This window comes from Janthinobacterium sp. 67 (genome assembly GCF_002797895.1).
Lineage (GTDB): Bacteria > Pseudomonadota > Gammaproteobacteria > Burkholderiales > Burkholderiaceae_D > Janthinobacterium.
On record NZ_PGES01000001.1, the window covers coordinates 4,217,124 to 4,241,249 of the forward strand.

At 60.3% G+C, this 24,126-nt stretch carries 26 protein-coding genes; 16 read left to right on the forward strand and 10 right to left on the reverse strand.

Annotated elements, in window-relative coordinates:
* Nucleotides 1-9: 9 nt before the first annotated feature.
* A complete protein-coding gene (gene sugE / locus CLU90_RS18860; RefSeq protein ID WP_100428661.1) occupies nt 10-330 on the reverse strand; it encodes a quaternary ammonium compound efflux SMR transporter SugE in 321 nt (106 codons plus the stop codon).
* A gap of 66 nt (nt 331-396) precedes the next feature.
* On the opposite strand from sugE, the gene CLU90_RS29385 reads away from it, so the two are divergent.
* The 14 genes from CLU90_RS29385 (at nt 397) to CLU90_RS18925 (ending at nt 12,564) form a co-directional block, all read left to right on the forward strand.
* Nucleotides 397-564, forward strand: coding sequence for a hypothetical protein (locus CLU90_RS29385; protein ID WP_157808858.1), 168 nt, complete (start codon nt 397-399; stop codon nt 562-564).
* A gap of 94 nt (nt 565-658) precedes the next feature.
* Nucleotides 659-2,596 (forward strand): tRNA uridine-5-carboxymethylaminomethyl(34) synthesis enzyme MnmG, encoded by a 1,938-nt coding sequence (mnmG, locus tag CLU90_RS18865; protein ID WP_100428662.1) that lies wholly within the window; start codon nt 659-661, stop codon nt 2,594-2,596.
* Nucleotides 2,593-3,237: a 16S rRNA (guanine(527)-N(7))-methyltransferase RsmG gene (rsmG, locus tag CLU90_RS18870; protein ID WP_100428663.1), complete on the forward strand. Its 645-nt coding sequence runs from the start codon at nt 2,593-2,595 to the stop codon at nt 3,235-3,237. Before mnmG ends, rsmG begins: the two co-directional genes overlap by 4 nt.
* A 168-nt stretch (nt 3,238-3,405) precedes the next feature.
* Nucleotides 3,406-4,176 (forward strand): ParA family protein, encoded by a 771-nt coding sequence (locus tag CLU90_RS18875; protein WP_034752687.1) that lies wholly within the window; start codon nt 3,406-3,408, stop codon nt 4,174-4,176.
* 130 nt (nt 4,177-4,306) lie between these two features.
* Nucleotides 4,307-5,194 (forward strand): ParB/RepB/Spo0J family partition protein, encoded by an 888-nt coding sequence (locus CLU90_RS18880; protein WP_092713191.1) that lies wholly within the window; start codon nt 4,307-4,309, stop codon nt 5,192-5,194.
* A 270-nt stretch (nt 5,195-5,464) separates the two neighbouring features.
* Complete coding sequence (locus CLU90_RS18885; protein WP_100428664.1) at nt 5,465-5,833, forward strand: ATP synthase subunit I; 369 nt, start codon at nt 5,465-5,467, stop codon at nt 5,831-5,833.
* Nucleotides 5,834-5,884: 51 nt separating this feature from the next.
* Nucleotides 5,885-6,694, forward strand: a complete 810-nt coding sequence (atpB, locus tag CLU90_RS18890; RefSeq protein WP_046681851.1) for a F0F1 ATP synthase subunit A — start codon at nt 5,885-5,887, stop codon at nt 6,692-6,694.
* Between the two features lie 59 nt (nt 6,695-6,753).
* Nucleotides 6,754-7,032 carry a F0F1 ATP synthase subunit C gene (gene atpE, locus CLU90_RS18895; RefSeq protein WP_034752695.1) on the forward strand — a complete coding sequence of 93 codons (279 nt, stop codon included), beginning with the start codon at nt 6,754-6,756 and terminating at the stop codon, nt 7,030-7,032.
* Between the two features lie 43 nt (nt 7,033-7,075).
* The gene (locus tag CLU90_RS18900; protein WP_071325906.1) at nt 7,076-7,546 is read left to right on the forward strand and encodes a F0F1 ATP synthase subunit B; all 471 of its coding nucleotides are present in this window, start codon (nt 7,076-7,078) and stop codon (nt 7,544-7,546) included.
* A gap of 2 nt (nt 7,547-7,548) precedes the next feature.
* Complete coding sequence (locus CLU90_RS18905; protein WP_034752699.1) at nt 7,549-8,094, forward strand: F0F1 ATP synthase subunit delta; 546 nt, start codon at nt 7,549-7,551, stop codon at nt 8,092-8,094.
* A 78-nt stretch (nt 8,095-8,172) separates the two neighbouring features.
* Nucleotides 8,173-9,714, forward strand: coding sequence for a F0F1 ATP synthase subunit alpha (gene atpA / locus CLU90_RS18910; RefSeq protein WP_034752701.1), 1,542 nt, complete (start codon nt 8,173-8,175; stop codon nt 9,712-9,714).
* Between the two features lie 62 nt (nt 9,715-9,776).
* Nucleotides 9,777-10,652 carry a F0F1 ATP synthase subunit gamma gene (atpG, locus tag CLU90_RS18915; protein WP_100428665.1) on the forward strand — a complete coding sequence of 292 codons (876 nt, stop codon included), beginning with the start codon at nt 9,777-9,779 and terminating at the stop codon, nt 10,650-10,652.
* 29 nt (nt 10,653-10,681) lie between these two features.
* Entirely contained in the window at nt 10,682-12,082 is a 1,401-nt protein-coding gene (gene atpD, locus CLU90_RS18920) for a F0F1 ATP synthase subunit beta (protein WP_034752705.1), read from the forward strand.
* A gap of 62 nt (nt 12,083-12,144) precedes the next feature.
* On the forward strand, nt 12,145-12,564 hold the full coding sequence (locus tag CLU90_RS18925) for a F0F1 ATP synthase subunit epsilon (protein WP_077398374.1): 420 nt from the start codon (nt 12,145-12,147) through the stop codon (nt 12,562-12,564).
* Nucleotides 12,565-12,635: 71 nt separating this feature from the next.
* Here the strand turns inward: CLU90_RS18925 and rsgA are convergent, their stop codons facing one another.
* The 7 genes from rsgA to CLU90_RS18955 all read right to left on the reverse strand — a co-directional run bounded on the left by rsgA (nt 12,636) and on the right by CLU90_RS18955 (nt 18,060).
* Nucleotides 12,636-13,700, reverse strand: a complete 1,065-nt coding sequence (rsgA, locus tag CLU90_RS18930; protein WP_100428666.1) for a ribosome small subunit-dependent GTPase A — start codon at nt 13,698-13,700, stop codon at nt 12,636-12,638.
* A 274-nt stretch (nt 13,701-13,974) separates the two neighbouring features.
* Nucleotides 13,975-14,529, reverse strand: coding sequence for a hypothetical protein (locus tag CLU90_RS18935; protein ID WP_092713199.1), 555 nt, complete (start codon nt 14,527-14,529; stop codon nt 13,975-13,977).
* Between the two features lie 63 nt (nt 14,530-14,592).
* Complete coding sequence (gene speD / locus CLU90_RS18940; RefSeq protein WP_092713202.1) at nt 14,593-14,964, reverse strand: adenosylmethionine decarboxylase; 372 nt, start codon at nt 14,962-14,964, stop codon at nt 14,593-14,595.
* Between the two features lie 2 nt (nt 14,965-14,966).
* Nucleotides 14,967-15,143: a hypothetical protein gene (locus CLU90_RS29720; protein ID WP_157792409.1), complete on the reverse strand. Its 177-nt coding sequence runs from the start codon at nt 15,141-15,143 to the stop codon at nt 14,967-14,969.
* On the reverse strand, nt 15,140-16,603 hold the full coding sequence (locus tag CLU90_RS18945; protein ID WP_100428667.1) for a DUF4178 domain-containing protein: 1,464 nt from the start codon (nt 16,601-16,603) through the stop codon (nt 15,140-15,142). The genes CLU90_RS29720 and CLU90_RS18945 overlap by 4 nt, the downstream gene beginning before the upstream one ends.
* Before the next feature lie 10 nt (nt 16,604-16,613).
* Complete coding sequence (locus tag CLU90_RS18950) at nt 16,614-17,642, reverse strand: SPFH domain-containing protein (RefSeq protein WP_100428668.1); 1,029 nt, start codon at nt 17,640-17,642, stop codon at nt 16,614-16,616.
* 31 nt (nt 17,643-17,673) lie between these two features.
* Nucleotides 17,674-18,060 (reverse strand): DUF350 domain-containing protein, encoded by a 387-nt coding sequence (locus CLU90_RS18955; RefSeq protein ID WP_092713630.1) that lies wholly within the window; start codon nt 18,058-18,060, stop codon nt 17,674-17,676.
* A gap of 59 nt (nt 18,061-18,119) precedes the next feature.
* Between CLU90_RS18955 and CLU90_RS18960 the strand changes: the two genes are divergently transcribed.
* Entirely contained in the window at nt 18,120-19,631 is a 1,512-nt protein-coding gene (locus tag CLU90_RS18960; RefSeq protein WP_100428669.1) for a polyamine aminopropyltransferase, read from the forward strand.
* Nucleotides 19,631-21,262, forward strand: a complete 1,632-nt coding sequence (locus tag CLU90_RS18965; RefSeq protein WP_100428670.1) for an NAD(P)/FAD-dependent oxidoreductase — start codon at nt 19,631-19,633, stop codon at nt 21,260-21,262. The genes CLU90_RS18960 and CLU90_RS18965 overlap by 1 nt, the downstream gene beginning before the upstream one ends.
* Before the next feature lie 68 nt (nt 21,263-21,330).
* On the opposite strand, the gene mmsB is transcribed toward CLU90_RS18965, so the two are convergent.
* Both mmsB and mmsA read right to left on the reverse strand, forming a co-directional pair.
* On the reverse strand, nt 21,331-22,548 hold the full coding sequence (gene mmsB, locus CLU90_RS18970) for a multiple monosaccharide ABC transporter permease (protein ID WP_100428671.1): 1,218 nt from the start codon (nt 22,546-22,548) through the stop codon (nt 21,331-21,333).
* On the reverse strand, nt 22,538-24,079 hold the full coding sequence (gene mmsA, locus CLU90_RS18975; protein ID WP_092713214.1) for a multiple monosaccharide ABC transporter ATP-binding protein: 1,542 nt from the start codon (nt 24,077-24,079) through the stop codon (nt 22,538-22,540). The genes mmsB and mmsA overlap by 11 nt, the downstream gene beginning before the upstream one ends.
* Between the last annotated feature and the right edge of the window lie 47 nt (nt 24,080-24,126).

Here is a 24,126-nt window from a genome sequence, read left to right on the forward strand (position 1 = left end):
GGATTCCTCTCAGTGGCTGGACGACAGTTTCATCAGCACGATGCCGCACACGATGAGGACGGCGGCGCACACGCGCAGGGTGTTGACTTGCTCGCCCAGAAAAACGATGCCGACGATAAAGGCGCCGACGGCGCCGATGCCGGTCCAGATCGTGTAGGCCGTGCCCAAGGGCAGGGTGCGCATGGCCAGTGACAGCAAGCCGAAGCTGGCGATCATCATGACGATGGTAATGACGGAGGGAGTAAGTTTGGTGAAACCCTCGGAGAGTTTCATCGAGTATGCCCACACGACTTCAAGCATGCCGGCAATGAGTAATAGTATCCAGGCCATGGCGGCTCCATATACAGAGCGGGCCGTCCCGGTGTGTTCCCATGATGGGGGAGGCCGTCCTCCTGGATGATCGTCACGATGGCCACAGGCGTGGCCACGGATGCGGACGATGCGGCAATTGTAGCAAACATTGCAGGACGCCGCAGCCCCGTCGCGGGCGCTTTGCTGGCACTGCTGCGTGTTCCACGTGAAACAAAAATCGTCGTTGACTGGCCCATGCTGAGTAAAAATTAAGCAAAAATTGGCCCGTGGAAGGTTGCGCTTGCAAAAAGACTCTATAATCGGAGCTCTCTTCCCGCATTTTTACTTGCACTGTTACCTATTTATCATGTTATTTCCTACAGAATTCGACGTCATCGTTGTCGGCGGTGGTCACGCCGGCACCGAGGCGGCCCTCGCTTCCGCCCGCATGGGGCAGAAGACGCTATTGCTCACGCATAATATTGAGACGCTGGGCCAGATGTCGTGCAACCCCTCCATCGGTGGCATCGGCAAGGGCCACCTGGTCAAGGAAGTCGATGCCATGGGCGGCGCGATGGCGATTGCCACCGACGAGTCCGGCATCCAGTTTCGCATCCTGAACTCCTCGAAAGGCCCGGCAGTCCGCGCCACGCGCGCCCAGGCCGACCGTATTTTGTACAAGGCCGCCATCCGCACGCGCCTGGAAAACCAGCCGAATCTGTGGCTGTTCCAGCAAGCCGTCGATGATTTGATCGTCGAAGGCGACCGCGTGGTTGGCGCCGTAACGCAGATCGGCTTGAAGTTTCTTGCGCGCGCCGTCGTGCTGACGGCCGGTACCTTCCTCGACGGCAAGATCCATGTCGGCCTGAACAATTACTCGGCTGGCCGCGCCGGCGACCCTCCCGCCATCTCGCTGTCGGCCCGATTGAAAGAGCTGAAGCTGCCGCAAGGCCGCTTGAAAACGGGCACGCCGCCGCGCATCGATGGCCGCACGATCGACTTTTCCGTCATGCAGGAACAACCGGGCGACCTCGATCCCGTGCCTGTATTCTCCGTGATGGGCAACACGGCCATGCACCCGCGCCAGGTGCCGTGCTGGGTCACGCACACGAATAGCCAGACGCATGACATCATCCGTGCCGGCCTGGACCGCAGCCCCATGTACACGGGCGTCATCGAAGGCGTGGGCCCCCGTTATTGCCCCTCCATCGAAGACAAGATCCACCGTTTCTCGGGCAAGGAATCGCACCAGATCTTCCTCGAGCCGGAAGGCTTGACGACGCACGAGTTCTATCCGAACGGCATCTCCACGAGCTTGCCATTCGACGTGCAGATCGCGCTGGTGCAGTCGATGAAGGGCATGGAAAACGCCCACATCCTGCGCCCTGGCTACGCCATCGAATACGATTATTTCGACCCGCGCGGCTTGAAAGCCTCGCTGGAAACGAAGGCCGTCGCAGGCCTGTTCTTCGCCGGCCAGATCAACGGCACCACGGGCTACGAAGAAGCGGCCGCGCAAGGCATGCTGGCGGGCCTGAATGCGGCCTTGCTGACGCAGGACAAGGAAGCCTGGGTACCGGGCCGCTCCGAGGCCTATCTGGGCGTGCTGGTCGACGATCTGATCACCCAGGGCGTGCAGGAACCGTACCGCATGTTCACCAGCCGCGCCGAGTACCGCTTGAGCCTGCGCGAAGACAATGCCGACATGCGCCTGACGGAAATCGGCCGCGCTCTGGGCTGCGTGGGCGACGCCCAGTGGCAAGCGTTCGAGACCAAGCGTGAAGCGGTGGCGCTGGAACTCGAGCGCCTGCGTTCCACGTGGGTCAACCCGCGCATCCTGGCGGCCGCCGAATCGGAACGCATCGTTGGCCAGGCCATCGAGCGCGAATACTCGCTGGCGGACTTGCTGCGCCGCCCGAACGTCGCCTACGACACCCTGATGAGCATGACGGGCATCGAAGGCCAGCCCCTGGCCGGTCCCGGCGTGGAGGATGCGGCCGTGCGCGAACAGGTGGAAATCCAGCTCAAATACGCGGGCTACATCGAGCGCCAGAGCAAGGAAATCGAGCGTCACGAACACTATGAAAACCTGGCCTTGCCCGAAGGTTTCAACTACCTCGATATCGGCGCACTGTCGGTCGAAGTACGGCAAAAACTCGACAAGCAGCGCCCGGAAACCCTGGGCCAGGCATCGCGCATTTCCGGCGTGACACCGGCGGCGATTTCGCTGCTGCTGGTGCACCTGAAAAAGCGCGGTTTTGGCGCCGCGCACACCACCACTTTAAAGGACGAGGTTGTTGAATGAAGCAGTTTGACCGGGCCGCACTGGCCCCCATTTTGAATGAAGGCATCGCCGCGCTGGGGCTCGATCTGAGCGCGGATCAGACGGAAAAACTGCTCGATTACCTGGCCTTGCTGGCCAAATGGAATAGCGTGTACAACCTGACGTCGGTGCGCGATCCGATGCAGATGCTGACCCTACACGTGCTCGATTCGCTGGCCGCCGTGCCGGCGTTCGCGCAGGCGAAAAACGTGCTCGACGTGGGCGCCGGCGGCGGCTTGCCGGGCATGGTCCTGGCCATCGCGCGGCCCGACGTGAAGGTGTCGATGATCGACACCGTGCATAAAAAGACGGCTTTTTTGACGCAAGTGAAGGCTGAACTGGGCTTGAGCAACGTCACCGTGTACACGAAACGGGTGGAACAGCTGGAAGTGCAGCAGAAATTCGACGTGATCACCTCGCGCGCCTTTGCCGACCTGTCCGACTTCGTCAACTGGTCGAACCATGTGCTGGCCGAGGGCGGGCAATATATCGCCTTGAAAGGGGTGGCGCCGCCAGACGAGAGAGAGCGACTGCCGGCAGACTGGAAAGTGACGGAATTACGCGCAATTCAGGTACCAGGGCTAAATGCAGAGCGTCATCTGGTCTTTATAGCAAGAATTTAAAAGCCGAAAAATTAAACGGTATAAATGAAATAAACAGTTTATACGGTATAAATTATATAAACCGTATAAACGATTTATATCGTATAAATGAAATAAACAGTATAAATCGTTTCGGCATGATGCCGGGGCGCATGATGAAGTTTGCATCTCTTTACAACTAGAAGATACATGGCCAAAATTTTTTGTGTAGCAAATCAAAAGGGTGGTGTTGGTAAAACCACAACAAGCGTCAACCTCTCCGCCGGTCTGGCCAAGTTGAACCAGCGCGTGCTGCTGGTCGACCTCGACCCGCAGGGCAATGCGACCATGGGCGCCGGCATCAACAAGGCCGGCCTGAAGGCATCGACCTATGAAGTCATGCTGGGCGAGTCCGATGTCAAAACGGCACGCCAGCGTTCGGAAGCGGGGCGCTTCGATGTCTTGCCGTCGAACCGCGAGCTGGCCGGCGCGGAAGTGGAGATGGTCGAGCTGGACAACCGCGAACGCCGCCTCAAGGATGCGCTGGCCGAAGTGGATGGCGAATACGACTTCATCCTGGTAGATTGCCCACCGGCATTATCGATGCTGACCCTGAACGGCCTGTGCGCCGCGCATGGCGTGATCATCCCGATGCAGTGCGAGTACTACGCGCTGGAAGGCTTGTCCGACCTGGTCAACACCATCAAGAAGGTGCATGCCAATCTGAACCCGGACTTGAAGATCATCGGCTTGCTGCGCGTGATGTTCGACCCGCGCATGACATTATCGCAACAAGTGTCGGCGCAGCTGGAACAGCACTTCGGCGACAAGGTGTTCAATACCATCATCCCGCGCAATGTGCGCCTGGCCGAAGCGCCGTCGTACGGCTTGCCCGGCGTGACCTTCGACCCGAGTTCGAAAGGCGCCCAGGCGTATATCGCTTTCGGCGCCGAGATGGTCGAACGCATCAAACATATGTAAACAGCAGTATCGGGGTCGGACCCTTTGGGTCTGACCCCGGCTTTAGCGGTTGGGCTGAAAAACTGCCAACCCCAAGAAAAATACTGGGGTCGGACCCGGAGGGTCTGACCCCTTAGTTAATTAGGACAGCATGGCTACGAAAAAATTAAAAGGACTGGGTCGCGGACTCGACGCCCTGTTGGGCGGCGGCGGTGGCGACTTCGCCAGTCCGGACACGAATCAACCGTCGAACTTGCCCGTGTCACAAATGCAAGCGGGCAAATACCAGCCGCGCACGCGCATGGACGAGGGGGCCTTGAATGAACTGGCCGCCTCGATCAAGGCGCAAGGGCTGATGCAGCCGATCCTGGTGCGCCCGATCGGGCAAGACACCTTGAGCGGACTTGTCAAATATGAAATCATCGCCGGCGAACGCCGTTTCCGCGCTTCGCAACTGGCCGGCCTGACGGAAGTGCCGGTGCTGGTGCGCGACGTCGACGACCTGGCCGCCGCGGCCATGGCGCTGATCGAGAACATCCAGCGCGAAGACCTGAACCCGCTGGAAGAAGCGCAGGGCATCCATCGCCTGATCGCCGACTTCAGTTTTACGCATGAGCAAGCGGCCACTGCGCTGGGACGCTCGCGCAGCGCCGTGTCGAACCTGTTGCGTTTGATGAACCTGGCAGCTCCCGTGCAAACCATGCTGATGGCCGGCGATATCGACATGGGCCACGCGCGCGCGCTGCTGGCCGTCGATGCGGCCAGCCAGATTACCCTGGCGAACCAGGTCGTGGCCAAGCGCCTGTCCGTGCGCGAAACGGAAAAGCTCGTCACCCGCACGCTCGAGGAAGCGGCCAACCCGGTCGAACCGCGGCAAAAGGAAAAGTCCGGCGACATCGCGCGCCTGGAAGAAGAGCTGTCCGATGCGCTGGCCACGCCCGTGGTGTTCAAGATGGGCAACAAGGGCCGTGGTCAATTGGTGATCGATTTTGCCGATCTTGACGTATTGGATGGTTTGTTGACCCGCTTGCGTGGTTAAATAGCAAGCTGCAAAGGCAGGGGCCATGCGGGTGTGGACAACCGGGCCATGCTTTCCGGATGCACCACGTGATTCCTTGATAACATGGCTGGGAGCGGCCAGACAAGCGGCTTTGCCATATAGTGGTGCAAATGGCGGCGAATAGTCGGTAAAGCGTCAGTTTCACGCAGCAATTGCCCTGCTGCGGTGCAGCAACGTTTGACTCTATAGATCAAAGCCAACTATAATCCCGTGTCTTTGCGTGTGTAGATTTTTCTGGGAACTTGGCAATTGAGTGATTCACAACAAAGTATTGCCAAGCCAGTCTACAAAGTAGTTGCCTTGCAGCTAGCAATCGCTATCAGTTTTGCCACGATCACCCTGTTTTTCGGTGGCAGTGTGAAAGGCTGGTCCGCCGCATACGGCGGCGCTATCGCAGTCATCGGTAGCCTGGTGTATGCCCTGTTGGTAGTTCGCGGTTCTAGCGACGCCAATAAGGCATTCCGGGCGCATTTGCGCGCAGAAGTGGTGAAAATATTTATCACAGCGGTGCTGTTTATATTGGCACTGGTGTTGTTTCAGTCGGCCGCCTGGTTATGGCTGATCTTGGGTTTCGCGGTGGCAACCTTAGCATACTGGTTTTCATTGCTCGCTGTTTAATCATTGGTTTTGGGGCCTGTTGAGCTCTGAAACGACAAATCTAAATTCATTATGACCACAGAACACGCTATCGAAGCGGGCCATGCTGCCCCGGCCAACGCCACAGAATACATCAGTCACCATCTGGCCCACCTGAGAAGTGCCGACGGCATGATCAATCTGGATACGTTCTGGATTTCGGCCATTCTGGGCTTTGTTTTCCTGGCTGTTTTCTATATGGCGTCGCGCCGCGCGACGGCTGGTGTCCCTGGCAAGTTGCAAAACTTCGTCGAAATGGTCATGGAAATCGTCAATGACACTATTAATGGGGCCTTCCACGCGAAAAGCAAGGTCATCGCGCCGCTGGCCATCACTATTTTTGTGTGGGTCTGGTTGCTGAACGCGATGGACTTCCTGCCGGTTGACCTGTTGCCGAAGATTCTGAGCTGGTTTGGCGTGCATAAACTGCGCGCCGTGCCGACCGCCGACGTCAACCATACCTTCGCCATGTCGCTGTCGGTCGTGCTGTGCGTGATCGCCTTCTCGATCAAGGCCAAGGGCCTGGGCGGCTGGATCAAGGAACTGTTCACGGCACCGTTCCATGCGAGCGGCCTGATCGGCACGATCGCCCTGGCACCTGTCAATTTCCTGCTGCAAATGGTTGAGCTGGTTGCAAAACTGATCTCCCTGTCGCTGCGACTGTTCGGCAATATGTATGCCGGCGAACTGATTTTCATCTTGATCGCGTTGTTGCCTTGGTGGGCACAGTGGGCGTTGGGTGGTCCATGGGCAATTTTCCATATCTTGATTGTAACTTTGCAAGCTTTTGTGTTTATGGCGTTGACGGTTGTGTATCTGAGCCTCGCGGTTGAGAAACATTAATCATTAACTTTATATTTTGTTTTTTTAGTATCTTTCGTTTTTAAATTTAGGAGAATTTTATGCAAGCTCTGATCGCACAAGTACAAAGCATGACCGTTCTGGCAGCAGCAATCATCATCGGCCTGGCCGCAATCGGCACCGCTCTGGGCTTCGCTATCTTGGGTGGCAAATTCCTGGAAGCTTCGGCACGTCAACCAGAACTGATGCCACAACTGCAAACCAAACTGTTCGTTATCGCTGGTCTGCTGGATGCTATCTCGATGATCGGCGTTGGTGTTGCTCTGCTGTACACGTTCGCTAACCCGTTCCTGTCCGCTCTGACGGCTGTTGCTCAGTAATTCGCTCCAACCCTAGGAGAAACTTTTAGTTAGGAGCAAAGGTATGGACATCAATATGTCGCTCATCGGCCAGATGATCACCTTCGCGGTGTTGGTCTGGTTCTCGATGAAGTTCGTATTTCCAGCGCTGAACAACGCGCTGGATGAGCGTGCCAAACGAATCGCGGATGGATTGGCTGCGGCCGATCAAGGTCAGGCTTCGATGGCAGTCGCTGAAAAGCGTGCGCAAGAGGCATTGAACAGTGCACGTGAAGAAGCGTCGCAACGCGTTGCTGACGCTGAAAAGCGCGCGCAGCTGGTTGCTGAAGAGATCAAGCAAAATGCACAAGCTGAAGCTGCGCGTATCATTGCGCAAGCCCAGTCGGACGCCGAACAGCAACTGTCGAAAGCACGCGAACAATTGCGCGCTCAGGTGGCTGACCTGGCTGTCAAGGGTGCCGAGCAGATCTTGAAGCGTGAAGTAAACCCAACGGCTCACGCCGAAATGTTGCAGCGTCTTGCTGTCGAGCTGTAATCATGGCAGAACTCGCAACCGTCGCCCGTCCCTACGCGGAAGCTTTGTTCCGCGTAGCCCAAGCTGGTAAGGAGTCAAGCAACCTCGCGGCGTGGTCCGAACTGGTGTCCGAACTGGCACAGATCGGTAGCCACCCCGAGGTACAGGCGTACGCGCGCAATCCGAAAGTTTCGGAAAGCGACGTCGCCGCCACCATCCTGTCGTTGTTGAAATCGCCGCTCAATGAGGAAGTGAAAAACTTCGTCACGATGTTGATCGAAAATGGCCGCATCAGCCTGCTGCCGGAAATCGGCGCGCAATTCCATGCCTTGAAAAATGGCCTGGAAGGTGCGGCTGACGCCGAGATCACGAGCGCTTTCGATCTGAGCGAAGGCCAAACGGCCGAGCTGGTCGCAACGCTGGAAAAGAAATTCAGTCGTAAGCTCAACCCTGCCGTCACAGTGGATCCATCGCTGCTCGGCGGCGTGCGCGTGGTCGTTGGCGACCAGGTGCTCGATACCTCGGTGCGCGCCAAGTTGCAGCAACTGCACGCTGCACTGGTGTCGTAAGACACGCGCTTCGGCAGGCCAGCTTAGACAGACCCTTACCCCTCGCGCAAGCTGAGAGAAACACTTTTAGGAGTTAGTATGCAACTCAACCCATCTGAAATCAGCGAGTTGATCAAGAGCCGGATCCAAGGTCTTGACGGCGGCGCTGAAGTGCGTAATCAAGGCACGGTTATTTCCGTCGCCGACGGTATCTGCCGCATCCACGGTTTGTCGGACGTGATGCAAGGCGAGATGCTGGAATTCCCAGGCAACACGTTTGGCCTGGCAATGAATCTGGAACGCGACTCCGTCGGTTCCGTGATTCTGGGTGCCTACGAGCACATCTCCGAAGGCGACACGGTGAAATGCACCGGCCGCATTCTGGAAGTGCCAGTCGGTCCTGAGCTGCTTGGCCGCGTTGTCAACGCGCTGGGCCAGCCGATCGACGGCAAAGGCGCCATCGAAACCAAACTGACGGCCGCGATTGAAAAAATCGCCCCGGGCGTGATCGCCCGTGAATCCGTTTCGCAACCGATGCAAACCGGCCTGAAGTCGATCGATGCGATGGTTCCAGTTGGCCGCGGCCAGCGCGAACTGATCATCGGCGACCGTCAAACCGGCAAGTCGGCTGTGGCGATTGATGCGATCATCAATCAAAAAGGCCAGGGCATGAAATGTATCTACGTCGCGATTGGCCAAAAAGCCTCGTCGATCAAGAACATCGTGCGCTCGCTGGAACAGCACGGCGCGATGGAATACACCATCGTCGTCGCCGCGTCCGCTTCGGAATCGGCCGCCATGCAATACATCTCGCCGTACTCCGGTTGCGCCATGGGCGAATACTTCCGTGACCGCGGTGAAGATGCACTGATCGTCTACGATGATCTGTCCAAACAAGCTGTTGCATACCGTCAAATCTCGCTGCTGCTGCGCCGTCCACCAGGTCGCGAAGCGTACCCAGGCGACGTGTTCTACCTGCACAGCCGCCTGCTGGAACGCGCAGCACGCGTGAACGCCGACTACGTCGAGAAGTTCACCGACGGCGCCGTCAAAGGCAAGACCGGTTCCCTGACGGCACTGCCGATCATTGAAACGCAAGCTGGCGACGTGTCCGCATTCGTTCCAACCAACGTGATTTCGATTACCGACGGTCAGATCTTCCTGGAAACCTCGCTGTTCAACGCCGGTATCCGTCCTGCAATTAACGCCGGTATTTCCGTATCGCGCGTCGGTGGCGCCGCCCAGACCAAGGTCATCAAAAACCTGTCCGGCGGTATCCGTACCGACTTGGCGCAGTACCGTGAACTGGCCGCGTTTGCGCAGTTCGCTTCGGACCTCGATGAGTCGACCCGCAAGCAGCTGGACCGTGGTGCCCGCGTAACGGAATTGCTCAAGCAAGCCCAATACTCGCCACTGTCGATCTCGCTGATGGCCGTATCGCTGTTCTCGGTGAACAAAGGCTTCATGGACGACGTGCCAGTCAAGCAAGTGCTGTCGTTCGAAGCTGGTGTCCACGCTTACATGAAGACCAAGCAAGCTGCTCTGCTGGCCAAGATCGAAGAAACCAAGCAACTCGACAAAGACAGCGAAGCAACTCTGTCGGCGGCCATTGCTGATTTCAAGAAATCCGGCGCATATTAAGCGGCCAGGCGGCGCCCACCTCGAGTGAGGCGCCGCCCTACGCGCAGAAGGAGTAAGGACTCATGGCATCAAGCAAAGAGATACGAGGCAAGATCAAGAGCGTAGAGAATACGAAGAAGATCACCAAGGCGATGGAAATGGTCGCCGCGTCCAAAATGCGCAAGGCGCAAGACCGGATGCGGGCCGCCCGTCCCTACAGTGACAAGATTCGGAATATCGCCGCCAATCTGGCGACCGCCAATCCGGAATACACGCACCCGTTCCTGGCAGCTGCCCAGGGTACGCAAGCGAAGGCAGTGGGTTTCATCGTTGTCACGACCGACAAGGGTCTGTGCGGCGGCATGAACACCAACATCCTGCGCCAGGTGACGTCGAAGTCGCGCGAGCTGGAAGCAGCTGGCAACCGGGTTGAAGCAGTTGCCATCGGTAACAAGGGTTTGGGTTTTTTGAATCGCATCGGCGTCAAGATCGTCGCCTCTGCCATTCAAACTGGTGATACGCCCCACCTGGACAAATTGATCGGACCTGTCAAGGTCATGCTCGAAGAGTTCCAGGCTGGCAAGCTCGACGCAGTGTACCTGTGCTACACCAAATTCATCAACACGATGAAGCAGGAACCAGTGGTCGAACAGTTGCTGCCATTGACGGCCGACAAGATGGTCGTCGACAAGAGCGCTCACTCGTGGGATTACATCTACGAGCCGGATGCACAAAGCATCATCGACGAATTGCTGGAGCGCTATGTAGAAGCGCTGGTGTACCAGGCAGTCGCGGAGAATCTGGCGTCCGAGCAATCGGCACGGATGGTCGCGATGAAAGCTGCAAGCGACAACGCGGGTAGTGTGATCGGCGAATTGAAGCTGATCTACAACAAGACCCGCCAAGCTGCGATTACCAAAGAACTCTCCGAAATCGTCGCCGGTGCGGCTGCGGTTTAAACGAATTTAACTATATTGAAGGAACGAACATGGCTGATGGCAAAATCGTTCAGTGTATCGGCGCTGTGGTGGACGTTGAGTTTCCCCGCAACGCGATGCCTAAGGTATTTGATGCCTTGAAGATGGCAGGCTCGGAACTGACCCTGGAAGTACAACAGCAGTTGGGCGACGGCATTGTCCGTACCATTGCACTCGGTTCGTCCGATGGCCTGCGTCGCGGCATGATGATCCAGAACACCGGCAAACCTATCATGGTGCCAGTCGGTAAAGCAACCCTGGGTCGCATCATGGACGTGCTGGGCAACCCGATCGACGAATGCGGCCCCGTGTCGCACGAGCAGATCGCGTCGATCCACCGCACCGCTCCTGCATACGACGAACTGTCGCCATCGCAAGAACTGCTGGAAACCGGCATCAAGGTGATCGACTTGGTTTGCCCGTTTGCAAAAGGCGGTAAAGTGGGTCTGTTCGGCGGCGCTGGCGTAGGCAAGACCGTGAACATGATGGAACTGATTAACAACATCGCCAAAGCGCACAGCGGCGTGTCCGTGTTCGCCGGTGTTGGTGAGCGTACTCGTGAAGGTAACGACTTCTACCACGAGATGGCTGACGCGAAAGTGGTCGATCTGGAAAATCCGGAGAACTCCAAAGTCGCGATGGTCTACGGTCAGATGAATGAACCGCCAGGTAACCGTCTGCGCGTTGCGCTGACCGGCCTGACGATCGCTGAATCGTTCCGTGATGAAGGCAAGGACGTTCTGTTCTTCGTCGACAACATCTACCGCTTTACCCTGGCTGGTACCGAAGTATCGGCACTGCTGGGTCGTATGCCGTCGGCTGTGGGTTACCAACCGACCCTGGCTGAAGAAATGGGCCGTCTGCAAGAGCGTATTACGTCGACCAAGACCGGTTCGATCACCTCGATCCAGGCCGTCTACGTTCCAGCCGATGATTACACCGATCCGTCGCCTGCTACCACGTTTGCTCACTTGGATTCGACCGTTGCGCTGTCGCGTGACATCGCTTCCCTGGGTATCTACCCAGCCGTGGACCCACTGGATTCGACCTCGCGTCAGCTGGATCCGTTGATCGTTGGTCAAGAGCACTATGACACCGCGCGTGCCGTGCAAACGACCCTGCAACGCTACAAGGAATTGCGCGACATTATCGCGATTCTGGGTATGGACGAGCTGGCACCGGAAGACAAACTGCTGGTCGCCCGCGCACGTAAGATGCAGCGTTTCCTGTCGCAGCCTTTCCACGTCGCTGAAGTCTTTACCGGCGCGCCTGGTAAATACGTTTCGCTCAAAGACACGATCAAGGGCTTCAAAATGATCGCTTCGGGCGAACTCGATCACCTGCCGGAACAAGCGTTCTACATGGTCGGCACGATCGAAGAAGCAATCGAAAAAGCCAAGAAACTTAACTAAGTTAAGTCTGGGCCTAACCCCGCCCCTCAGAAGGCGGGGTTCTTCAACCCGATAGGACACACATGGCACACACAATTCACGTTGACGTGGTTTCCGCTGAAGAACTGATTTTTTCAGGTGAAGCAGAATTCGTCGCGTTGCCGGGTGAACAGGGCGAGCTGGGTATCTACCCACGCCACACGCCTTTGATTACCCGCATCCGTCCGGGCGCGGTCCGCATCAAGGTAGTCGGCCAGGCAGAAGAAGAGTTCGTCTTCGTCGCCGGCGGCCTGCTGGAAGTGCAACCGGATACCGTGACCGTCCTGGCCGATACCGCGATCCGCGGTCACGACCTCGACGAAGCGAAAGCGCTGGAAGCGAAGAAGTTGGCGGAAGAAAATATCCACAACAAGGATTCGGGCATCGACTACGCGCAAGCGCAAGCCGAGCTGGCCAGCGCGATTGCGCAGCTGGCAGCGATCCAGAAGCTGCGCAAGCTGTAATCAGCGAACCAGCATCAAGAAAGGCAGCCCTCGGGCTGCCTTTTTTTCAGCAAAACGTATTTCAGTAAAAATTAGCGGCGCTTGTCCTTGCCCCTTTCCAGTCCCGCCTTCAATATCGTCTTCCACTTGGCGCGCGCGGCGATGCGCTCGAGCGGCGTTTCCTCGCCGCGCCGCGCATCGCGCAGCAGCTTGTGATAATTGCGCAGGCGGTCCCCATCGACGGCGCCACGCACGGCGCAACCAGGTTCGCTCGCATGCCGGCAATCGCGGAACTGGCACGCCGCCGCCAGCGCCGCGATATCGTCAAAGGTAGCGGCCAAGGTTTGCGCATCGGCATCGGCCTGCCAACTGCGCAGCCCCGGCGTGTCGATGATGCACGCACCGCTGGCGCACAGGTGCAGCGAGCGGGCCGTCGTCGTGTGGCGGCCGCGTCCGTCGCCATGGCGCACGCCCTTGGTTGCCTGCTCCGTCGCGCATAAAGTATTGGTCAGGCTGGACTTGCCGGCGCCCGATGAACCGAGCAGCACCAGGGTCTGGCCGGCGTCCAGCCACGGTTCCAGGATGGCCACGTCATACGCATGGCGCGTATCGATGGCAAACAGCGGCACGTGGGGCGGCAGGCGCTGTCTGAGCTGCGCCAGCTTGCCCGGCACGTCGTCGGCCACGTCGGCCTTGCTCAGCACGACCACGGGCGCCACTTGCGCCGCCAGCACGATGGCCAGATAGCGTTCCAGCCGGCGCGGATTAAAATCGTCGTCCAGTCCCATCACCAGCAGGGCCGTATAGACATTGCTGGCAAGCAGTTGGCGCCGGCCGTCATTGCCGCGCCGCGCGATCTGCGTGACTGGGGATAAGTGCGCCGTTATCCACAGCATGGCGTGACCGTCGGCGTCGGCGGCGACCCAGTCGCCCACCGTGAGGATGGTGTCGCGTTCCTGCAGCTCGTGCAGCAGGCGCGGCAGGATCTGCGCTGGCTGTTCCAGGAGGCCATCGTGCACGATGATGCTGTCGCGGTGCACGGCGCAAACGCGCATCAGCTGCGCGGTTGGGGAAGAGATGTCGAGCTGGGTGGCTGCGCTGGCGATGGCCTGCTGCAGCCCGATAAGGCGTAGTTGCGCAAAATCGAATGCGATCATGGTAGCGTGATTCCGTATTCTGTCGTCCGCGTGCGGACGTGTCGCCTGCGCGTGCAGGCACCGCCAGTCGTTATGACTGGCACGAGAGAGGCGGGAAGTCGGCTACGCGATCAGCGTATGGGAACTGCGGGCTAAAAACCTTAGCGGGGAAAAACGGTGATCAGGCAGCCGACAGCACGGCAGTATCCGAATGGCGCATGTTGTCTACTCCTGTTGTGTGATGGAAAACACCAGTGTGCCAGCGGTCTGCGCCGCCGTCAACGGGATGTGTGGCTCAGCTGCACATGCCGTAAGCCTGGCGCTCGGGGAAATAGCGGTAGGTAAACGTGCGCACCGGATAGCGCTTGCCGCCGACGAGCATGTCGGGCATCGACAGATCGAAGCGCTGCGGCAGCTGGCGCGGCAGTTGCAAACGCAGGCGCCATTGCGTTTCCTTGCTGTTGCCGACGGCGGAAAACATGATGGGCAGCTGCTCGATGACGTCGACGATCTCCGCCTTCTGGTTCATGCCGCGCTGGTAAATGGTCAGCACCTTGGCCTCGGCGAAGGGCGGCTTTTTCGGTTCTTCCAGCAGGAAGGACAGGCGCGTAAAACTGGCTTGCGTACCGACGGGCAAGGTAAAGATCAGCGCCAGTTCCGTGCCGCCTTCTTTTAAGGTGACGGGCGGCGTGGCGTAGATGCTGATACCGCGCGGCAGCTCGAAGCGCGAGCCCTCCGTCCACGTCTTGCACTCGGGCGTGGTGGCCTGGTACAGGCTGGGCGCCGTGTAGTCATCGCAGGCGGAAACCAGCAGCAGCAGGGGCAGGGCAAGTAGGGCGGAACGGCGCATGGGAGTCACGGTTGGGATATGAGCCGACAGTGTAAGCGATCCCTACGCGATCCACCAGCGGCGCTAGGAATGCCCGGGCGGCGCGCGCCGCACGGACTGCAGCTGGCAATGCGCGGCCTGCAGCGCATCCTTGAGGATGTCGAGCGCCAGCTGCGGCCGCGCCGCGCCGCACATGAAGATGTCGACGGCGGCAAAGCCGCATTCCGGCCACGTGTGGATGGAAATGTGCGATTCGGCCAGCAGCAGCACGCCCGTGATGCCCTGGCCCGGGCCAAAGCTGTGGAAATGGCCGTGCAGCACTTGCGCGCCGGCCGCGATGGCGGCGTCGCGTAGCAGGCGCTCGAGCGCGGCGCCGTCGCGCAGGCGTTCCGGCGCGATGCCCGACAAATCGGCCAGCAGATGGATGCCCAGGGGCAGATGCGGTGTGGACGCCATGCCTATTTGTGGCTGCCGCCGCTGGAGCCGCCGCCATAGCTGCCGCCGCCGCCGCCCGTGCGCGAACTCCAGCTGCTGCCGCCGCTGCTGCCGCTGCCGGCCACCTTGAACATGCGCACCCAGTTGGCGGCCGTGACGGAAAACGTCACCATCAGGGCATAGATCACGTATTTACTCATCGGGGATTCTTTGCATTCTTGTCGAGAAAAGCGGCGGGCAGGAACAGCGCCAGGCAGCCCAGCACACTCCACATCAAGGTGCTGGAGAACGAGACGAACATGGGGATCGCATTGAGGACCAGCACGATGACCATGAAGACCTTGGCGATGCCGCGGTGACTGAGTTCGATATTGTGCACCTGGTCGCCGCCGCGAAAGGCGGCGCCGAACCAGGCGCTCATCTGGTCATAGGCGACGGGCACGGAGCGCGACCAGGTCATTTCCTCACCCGTGATCTCGGCTGCCAGCTTGGTCTGTCCCTGCTCGAATTCATGCACGTGCGTGCTGTCGCCGACGGCCACCTTCCAGTTGAAGGCGCCCGCCGCATACACGACTTGCGAGCCGTAGTCATACAGCTTGCGGTAGGTGGCGCCATCGAGCGTGCAGGTATCGGCGTCCAGCGACGCCCAGCTGGGCCAGTTCGGCAGCACGTTCGAGCGCGACCAGCCATCGTCCGTCTCCACCAGCCAGAAGAAGCCGGCGCGCGCGCCGTACAGCAGGTATTCGTTCCACTCGCTGCCTTCGTCGTCGGCGCGGCGCATCATGCCGATCACCGTGAAGTTCACATTGCTGATCTTTGCGCTGGCGCCCAGCTCCAGGGAGATGTCGGCGTTCTCGTGCACCTGCTTGCCGATGGCCAGCACCTGCGCTTCCGGGCCGCTGGCGTCGAGCTGCGCGTGGCAGGCGGGGCACACGAGCTGCGCCGCCGCGCCAGGCACGTACTTGATGCCGCTGCCGCAGGAGGGGCAGTCGAGCGCATCGAGCTTGCCGCGGTACTTGCCGGCGCTCTTGGCGATCGCATCGTCGTCGCGCAGCAGCTGGCACTTCAAACTGTCCAGGGTGACGGCCACGCCCTGGTAGACGACCGGTTGCGGGCCATCCGTGTAATCGAGCGTGACAAAGCTGGCGTAGTTGCGCAAGTCCGCCACCTGGATGCGCCAGCCGGCGCCCACCTTGAACGGCAGTTCTCCCTGCCCGGCGATGCATTCGGCGCTGCGGATCTCGGCCGCCGTGTACGGCTCGCCGCAAATCGTGTAGCGCCTGCCCGGCACCAGCTCGCCAAAGGCGGGCAGGGCGTCCTGCGTCTTGCGTTCGCGCGTCAGGGTGTACAGGCCGGACGAGTCGCCCAGCCAGGCGGTGCTCGTGTCGTCGAACAGCAGATACCACTCGTTCCACGTGCCGGCGCTGTAGCGCTGCTGGATGCGCCCGACGACGGTGAAGTGCACGCCATCGTGCACGCCGGCCGTGCCGATCTGGATCGGCGTATAGTCTTCCAGGACGGCCGACATCTTGCCCAGGTCCCTGACGGAATCGGCGTCCTTGAGGATGGTGCTGTGGCAGTACTCGCACACGGCGAGCACGGAAGCGTGCGAGCGGAAATGGACTTCCGCGCCGCAGCTGGGACAGGAAACAGTTTGCATGCAGTCGCGCTTAGCCGATCAGTTTTTTCAGCAGTTCAGCCTTGGCGCCGTCGTAGTCGGCCGGCGAGATGAGACCCTTGTCCAGCAGGCCCTTGAGCTTTTCCAGGCGTGCCTCGATCGGTTCTTCCGCGGGGGCAGGCGGCGGCGCCGGTGCCGGCTGCTGCAGCGCGCCGCCCATGCTTTGCGCCATCACCTGGCCGATCGACAGTCCGGCGCCCAGTCCCGCACCGATGCCGGCCATGCCGCCTTCGTTTTGCGCCGCCAGCGGGATCGCGTTGGCCACCTGGAATTTCGTGTAGCCGCTCATCTTGTCGGCGCCCAGGCCGCCCTTCATGCCGGCCGAGATGCGTTCGTCGAGCGCCGCCTGCAATTCCTCTGGCAGGCTGATGCTGGCCACGTTGAATTCATCGAGGCCCACGCCGTAGCGGGAAAACGCCTGCGCCAGGCCATCCTTGACTTCCTGCGCCATCAGCGCCTGGTTGGCCGCCATGTCGAGGAAGGGGACATTCGCGCCGCCCAGCGAGCTGGCCATGCTCGACATCAGAATGCCGCGCAACTGGTCTTCCACCTCGTCGCGCGTATAGATTTCGCGCGTGCCGCTGATCTCGGTGAAGAAGGTGCGGGCGTCGGCGATGCGGTACGAGTACATGCCGAAGGCGCGCACGCGGATCATGTCGAAATCCTTGTCGCGGATGGTGATCGGCTGCGGCGTGCCCCACTTGCGGCCAGTCTGCACGCGGGTGCTGAAGTAATACACGTCCGACTTGAAGGGCGAGTCGAACAGCTTGTCCCAGTTTTTCAGGTTGGTCAGCAGCGGCAGGGTTTGCGTCGTCAGCTTGTGCGTGCCGGGACCGAAGACGTCGGCGATCTTGCCTTCATTGACGAAGACGGCGACCTGCGATTCGCGCACGTTGAGGATGGCGCCGTTCTGGATCTCGAAATCCTGCATGGGAAAACGCCAGGCCAGCACGCCTTCCGTCTCTTCGTTCCACTGCAGTACGTCGATAAACTGCTTCTTGATAAAGCTGCCGAGGCTCATGATGGATGTCCTTGAAAAAGATAAAGCGGTGTCAGGAAATGCAGGCGGCGTTGATGGCGCCGATCGACAGCGAGATGGTGCCCAGCAGGCCGCCGAAAGCGCTGTTGTTCGATTCGATCTGGTCCTTCGACATGCGCAGCAAGCGCGTGGTCACCACATAGACGAGCAGCTGCACCACCATGGCGCCGAAGGCCCAGGCGAAGAATTGCTGGTAGCCGGCCGTGTGCATCAGGGACGAGGCGATGGTAGCGGAAAAGCCCAGCAGCGCGCCGCTCAGCGACAGGGCCGCCGCGTGGTTGCCCTGGCGGATCAGCAGCACTTCGTTATATGGCGTGACGCGCGTGTAGATGATAAAAAAGGCAATCAGCAGCGCGGCGGCCAGTATAAGATGGATCAGATAGTTTAGGATGTCGGGCACGGCATTCCTCGCAATGAGCATTTGATAACGTCAACGCATATTAGAACAAAAAAAGTCCAATGAACAAAAAGATTCTGATTTTGTCCGTCTTCGTGGTCGCCTCCTGCGGCCTCGCGTATGAACTGATCGCCGGCGCCATGTCTAGCTATCTGCTCGGCGACTCCATCCTGCAGTTTTCCACCATCATCGGCTGCTACCTGTTTGCCATGGGTGTGGGCGCTCACTTTTCAAAGTATGTAAAGGACGACGACGTGCTCTCGCGCTTCGTCGACATCGAGCTGGCCGTGGGCCTGATCGGCGGCCTGTCGGCCGCCATCCTGTTCATGACGTTTTCGTGGATGGCCGCGCCATTTCGCACCTTATTGTATGTGATGGTGTTCCTGATCGGCGCACTGGTCGGCATGGAAGTGCCGCTGGTGATGCGCGCCCTGAACTCGCGCCAGACGGAATTTTCCGAGCTGGTCAGCCGCGTGCTGACCTTCGATTACCTGGGCGCGCTGGCCGTCTCCCTGCTGTTCCCGCTGGTGCTGTCGCCGTACCTGGGCCTGGTGCGCACGGGCTTTCTGTTCGGCATGCTCAACGTGGGCGTGGGCCTGTGGACGATCTGGGTATTCCGCGCGGAGCTGAAGAACCTCACGGGGCGTTTGCTGCGCGCCTGCGCCGTGATGCTGCTGCTGATCGCCGGCTTTGCCATGTCGGACCGCATGGTGGCCTGGGGAGAACACGGCCTGTTCGGCGACGAGATCGTCTATTCCACCACCACGCCCTACCAGCGCCTGGTGATTACGCGCTGGAAGGACGATACGCGGCTGTACATCAACGGCAATTTGCAGTTTTCTTCGCGCGACGAGTACCGCTATCACGAAGCGCTCGTGCACCCCGTGCTCGAGGCCTTGCCGTGGGCGCGCCGCGTGCTGGTGCTGGGTGGCGGCGATGGCCTGGCGCTGCGCGAAATCCTCCGTTATCCACAGATCGAACACGTCACCGTGGTCGACCTCGACCCGGCCATTACGGCCGCGTTCACCACGCGCCCGGAACTGGCAAAGCTGAATAAGGGCTCGTTCTCGGACAAGCGCGTCACCGTCGTCAATGCCGATGCGGCCGTCTGGCTGCGCAACAGCGGCGACATGTTCGACGCGGCCATCGTCGACTTCCCCGATCCCTCCAGCTTCGCGCTCGGCAAACTGTACTCGGTGCCGTTCTACGACCTGGTGAAAAAGCACCTGGCCGCCAAGGGCCTGATGGTGGTGCAATCGACGTCGCCGTTCTTTGCCCCGCACGCCTACTGGACCATCAATTCGACCCTGCGCGAAGTGGGCATGCGCACCTGGCCCTACCACGCCTACGTACCCTCGTTCGGCGAATGGGGTTTTATTCTCGCTTCGCCCCAGCTCGACTACACACCGCCGACGAAATACCGCCTGCCGATGCGCTACCTGAATGCGGACACCACGCGCGAGATGTTCATCTTCCCGCCCGACATGCAGCCGCTGCCGATGGCGCCGAATCGCCTGAATACCCAGTCGCTCGTGCATGAATTCGAGCAGGACTGGCGCCAGGTGATCCGCTGATGCAGCGCCGCTCTTTCATGCTGTGGGCCGCCGGCGGCACCGCGGCGGCGGCCGTGGGCATCGGCAGCATCGCCGCGTATCTGCGCTGGCAGGAAATCACGCCGAAGGTGCTGTACCCGGGCCGCAGCGAGGGGCATTTTTTGCGCAAGCTGCTGCGCGAGCGCACGGCGCTGCCGGCGCCTTCGGCAACCGTCACGACGGACGTGGCCATCCTCGGCTCGGGTATCGCCGGCCTGACGGCCGCCTGGCGCCTGAACAAGCTGGGGCACAAGGATTTCCTCATGATCGATGGCCCGCAGCCGTATGGCAACGCGGCCGGCGGGCAGTTCGGCGACCTGGCTTATCCCACGGGTGGCCACTACCTGCCGCTGCCGTCGCCCGAATCGACCCATGTGCGCGAAATCCTGTTCGACCTGGGGATCATCGAGCGCGATCCGCAGGCGGAAAAACCATACTACGACGAGCGCTACATCCTGCACGCGCCGGAAGAGCGCTTGCTGTTCAACGGCCACTGGCAGGATGGCTTCATTCCCACCGAAGGCGTGCCGCCTGCGGAACTGGCGCAGCACGAGCGCTTCTTTGCCGAGGTGCGGCGTTTGCGCCAGGCGCATGGCAACGACGGCAAGCGTGTCTTCGTTTTTCCCACCCTGGAATCGTCGCAAGACCCGGCCTGGCAGGCGCTCGACACCATCACGTTAAAACAGTGGATGGAGCGTGAAGGCTATACCTCGCCCACCCTGCACTGGTATCTGAATTACTGCTGCCGCGACGACTACGGCACGCGCTACGACCAGGTCTCGGCCTGGGCCGGCCTGCATTACTATTGCAGCCGCTGGGGACAGGCGGCGAACGCGGGCAACGGCGCCTGGCTGACCTGGCCGGGCGGCATGCAGCCGGTGGCCACGGCGATGGAGCAGGCGTCGGGCGTGCGGCGCAAGAGCGGCACGGTGGTCTCCGTGCGGACGACGGAGCAGGGCGTCGAAGCGCTGTGCCTGGAACTGGTCGATGGCCAGCCGCGCACCTACCTGGTCAAGGCGCGCAAGGCCATCTGCGCCATGCCGCTGTATGTCGCGGCGCGCGTGGTGGAGAATATCGCCAGCTATGGCTTTGATGCGAAGCGCGATACGCCCGCGTATGCGCCGTGGATGGTGGCCAATTTCCTGCTTAAACGCTTTCCCGACGAATTGCCGCACGCGCCCCTGTGCTGGGACAACGTCGTGTACCAGGAACCGGGCCTGGGCTATGTCGTCTCGACCCACCAGGACATCCGCGTGCGCCCGCCCGAGAAAACCGTCTTCAGCGCCTACGTGGCCCTGTCCGACCGCACGCCGCAGCAAGCGCGCAAATGGCTTGACACAGCCACGCCCGAAGAATTGCTGGCGCTGGCCAGCGTCGATTTGAAGACGGCGTACGGGCGCGATTTCGCCCGCTGCGTCGAGCGCGTCGACATCACCGTGCGAGGCCACGCCATGGCCGCACCGTTACCGGGATTTCGCAGCAATGCGGGACTCAAAGCCTTGCGCGAGCACGACGGCGCGATTCTGTTCGCGCATGCCGATCTGTCGGGCTTTTCCGTATTTGAAGAGGCCGCGTGGTGGGGCGACAGGGCGGCGCGCCTGGCGATCACATAAATGAAAAAGGCCGGCGCAAGCGCCGGCCAGAGCCCCCTAAGGCTCGAACCTGTACTTCCTTGTTCTTCTCATTTATTTTTATTAATGACGTCGATGAAGACGGCCGCCAGCAGCACCAGGCCCTTGATCACTTGCTGATAGTCGATGCCGATGCCCATGATGGACATGCCGTTGTTCATCACGCCCATGATGAAGGCGCCGATGACGGCTCCCATCACCTTGCCCACGCCGCCCGACGCCGAGGCGCCGCCGATGAAGCAGGCGGCGATCACGTCCAGCTCGAAACCCGTACCGGCCTTCGGCGTGGCCGTGTTCAGGCGCGCCGCGAAGATCAGGCCGGCCAGCGCGGCCAGCATGCCCATGTTGACGAAGGTGTAGAAGCTGACCCGTTCCGTCTTGATGCCGGACAGCCGCGCCGCCTTCTCGTTGCCGCCCACGGCATACACGCGGCGGCCCAGCACGGTGCGGTTGGTAATGAAGGTGTAGGCGACGATGAGCAGCGACATCACGGCCAGCACGTTGGGGAAGCCGCGGTACGACGCCAGCAGATAGCTGAAATACACCATCACGGCGGCGAAGACCGCGTTTTTCAGCAGGAAGAAGGCGCGCGGCTCGTTTTCCATGCCGTGCTTCAGTTGCTTGGCGCGGCTGCGCAGCGAGGTGAAGATCAGCGCCGCGGCGGCGATCACGCCCAACAGCAGCGAAAAGCCGCGCAGGTTTTCGCCGCCGAACGGGTCGGGCAGGAAGCCCGAGCTGAGCATCTGGAAGCCTTCAGGGAAGGGGCCGACCGACTGGCCTGCCAGCAGCGCCAGGGTCAGGCCCTTGAAGACCAGCATGCCGGCCAGGGTGACGATGAAGGACGGGATTTTGAAGAAGGCGACGAAATAGCCTTGCGCGCCGCCGATGACGGCGCCGGCCAGCAGGCAGAGGATGCTGGCGGCGACAAAATTCATGTTGTAGTTGACGATCAGGACGGCCGCCAGCGCGCCGACGAAGCCGACCACCGAGCCGACGGACAAATCGATATGGCCGGCCACGATCACCATCAGCATGCCCAGCGCCATGATGACGATGTAGCTGTTTTGCAGCACCAGGTTGGTCAGGTTCAGCGGCTGCATCAGGGTGCCGTCGGTCATGTACTGGAAAAAGCCCATGATGACGATCAGCGAGAGCAGCATGCCGTAGTCGCGCATATTGTTCTTCAAAAAGCCGGCATAGCTTTTCGCTTGCGGCGCGGCCGCTGGCGCTGCTGCTGCCGGCGCGCCTGCTGTCAGTTTATTGTCCATTGTTTTCTCCGTGTGTAACGATCGCGCGCATGATTCGCTCCTGCGATGCTTCTGCCGCGCTCAGTTCTGCCGCGAAGCGGCCTTCGTTCATGACATAGATCCGGTCGCACATGCCCAGCAATTCCGGCATTTCCGACGAGATCATGATGATGCATTTGCCTTCGGCGGCCAGGTCGCTGATGATGCTGTAGATCTCGTATTTGGCGCCCACGTCGATGCCGCGGCTCGGTTCATCGAGGATCAGCACGTCGGGGCGCGAAAACAGCCACTTCGCCAGCACCACTTTCTGCTGGTTGCCGCCCGACAGATTGACCACCTTCTGCGCCACGCTCGAGCAGCGGGTCTTGAGCTTGCGGCGGAAATCCTCGGCCACGCTGAATTCACGCTGCTCGTCGATTACCATGTGCCTGGAAATCGCATCGAGGTTGGCCAGGCTGGTGTTCTTCTGGATGTCTTCCTCGAGGATCAGGCCCAGGCCCTTGCGGTCTTCCGTCACGTACGCGAGGCCATGGGCGATCGCCTTGCCGATGGTGCTGACGTCGATCTCCTGGCCATTCTTGAGTACCGTGCCGCTGATGCGCTGGCCGTAGGCGCGGCCGAAAATGCTCATCGCCAGTTCCGTGCGTCCGGAGCCCATCAAACCGGCGATGCCGATGATCTCTCCCTTTTTGGCATGCATGTTGATGCCCTTGATGACGGGGCGGTCGGCATGCTCGGGATGGAAGACGCGCCAGTCGCGCACTTCGAAAATGGTCTCGCCGATGGTGGGCGTGCGCGGCGGATAGCGGTCGGCCATTTCGCGTCCGACCATTTTTTCGATGATGCGGTCTTCGCTGACGGGTTCCACGCGGCAGTCGAAACTGTCGACCGTGTTCCCGTCGCGCAGCACCGTGATGGCATCGGCGACTCTTGAAATTTCATTGAGCTTGTGCGAAATCAGGATCGAAGCGATGCCCTGCGCTTTCAGGCCCAGCAGCAGGTCGAGCAGGGCCGCGCTGTCGCTTTCGTTCAAGCTGGCCGTCGGCTCGTCGAGGATCAGCAGCTTGACGTCCTTGCACAGCGCCTTGGCGATCTCGATCAGCTGCTGCTTGCCCACGCCCAGGTTGGTGATCAGGGTGTCCGGGGACTCTTTCAGGCCGACTTTGTGCAGCAGTTCGCGCGTCTTGCTTTGCGCGTATTCCCAGTCGATGACGCCCATGCTGGACGGTTCGTTGCCGAGAAAGATATTCTCGGCGATCGACAGCTGGGGCACGAGTGCCAGTTCCTGGTGGATGATGATGATGCCGATTTCTTCGCTGTCCTTGATGCCGCGGAAGTGCCGCGTCTGGCCCAGGTAATCGATGTCGCCCGTATAGCTGCCATGGCCGTAGACGCCGCTGAGCACTTTCATCAGGGTCGATTTGCCGGCGCCGTTTTCGCCCACGATGGCGTGGATCTCGCCGCTGCGTACCCGCAGGTTGACATTGTCGAGCGCAACGACGCCCGGGAATGTTTTGCGTATCCCGCGCATTTCCAGGATAGTGTTCGTCATATAACCTCTCTGGCACGGCCGCGCTGGTCGGCATCGGTCGTGCGGCA